Genomic DNA, 1,329 nt, shown 5'->3' on the forward strand with positions numbered 1-1,329 from the left:
GCCGACAGCGACGCGGAGCCGTCGGTCGTGATATCGGCGCGCGTCTCGGACTGGGCGGCGAGCTCGAGGCCGAGCCCGGAGAGGTTCACCACGGCGTCGAGCTCGGCGTTCGAGCCGAACCCGGTTCGACGCTGGTGGTCGCTCTGGGACGCGACGCTCACGTTCTCGAACACCCGCTCGCCGTCGACGCGGTAGTCGAGGAGGGCGTTGCTCGAGGTGTCGAACGAGACGTGCGTGCCGGCGTAGGCGCTCGCGTCGGCAGCGTCGTTCTGTTGGGAGGGCGATGCTGCGCTCGTACTCACGCCGGCGACGGCAAGCGGGAGAGCCGCCGTCGTGACGAGGAGTGCGAGTGCAACGACTGTGATTCGATTCATGCACTCGACGGATCGGAGCGGTGTATAAAGGCGCTTCTGACAGAACCGTCCAACTGTCGGTGATCATCGCTCGGTTCCTGAATCGCGTTCGACCCCTCGAGCGGTTCGAACTGGACGATCCGAACCGTACTCGCGATATTCGAACGGGAAAAAGCGACGAACGATCGCTCGTCACCGACCTACTGCCGCAGTCGTGAGAGCAGCCCGGCAACCGAGATTGCGACGACGGCGACGCCGACACCGAATCCGGGGACACTATCGTCGGTATCGCTTGTGGTGTCTTCACCGGAGTCGTCACCGTTGTCGTCGGTACCGGCTTCCGTGTCGTCGTTGCCACTCTTCGAGTCACCGCTTCCAGTCCCGTTGTCGCCGTCACTATCGCTCTCGGAGTCATCGTTCTCGGTCTCGCCGTCGTTCTCTTCGGGCTCGCCCTCGATCGTCGCCGTCCGCTCCGAGAAGTGGTTGACCGCGATGTAGACCGTCGCCTGCCCCTCGGCTTGGGCGTCCTGAACGACTATGTACCGGGATTCGTCGCTCCCGACCGCCCCCTCGAGTTCGCTCTTCGAGGAGACCTCGACCGCGGCCTCGCCGTCGACGGCCACCGAAACGGTCTCGAGGCTGCCGACGGCTTCCTCGGAGACGGTGGTCATCACGATCGTTCCCTCGTGAACGGCGCGGTCGACGGTCACGTTGACGCGGTTCGCCGCGGTCTGGCTCGCGTTCGCCGCGGTCTCCTGCCCGTAGGAGATGGTGTCGGTCACCAGTTCGCCGTCGCGAGCTGTCGCGGTCGCCTCGACGGCGGCGTTCCCCTCGGCGATCAGCGACTCCTCGTACCGGACTCGCTCGTCGCGCTCGCCGTCCTCGGAGGACCGGAACGCGAGCGTCGCGTTCTCGCCGAGGTCGGCCGTCACGGTTCCGTCGGTGACGCCCACTTCGCCGTCGCCGACGACGAGGA

Annotated in this window: 1 protein-coding gene and 1 pseudogene; both read right to left on the reverse strand. The window is 66.3% G+C overall.

Annotated features, from left to right (window positions below; genetic code table 11):
- A pseudogene (locus PGX04_RS16980) lies at positions 1 to 374 on the reverse strand (hypothetical protein); the annotation flags it as partial.
- 179 nt (positions 375 to 553) lie between these two features.
- A partial coding sequence (locus PGX04_RS16985; RefSeq protein WP_273739602.1) for a PGF-CTERM sorting domain-containing protein occupies positions 554 to 1,329 on the reverse strand: 776 nt, incomplete at its 5' end.

The organism is Natrinema soli (assembly GCF_028618695.1).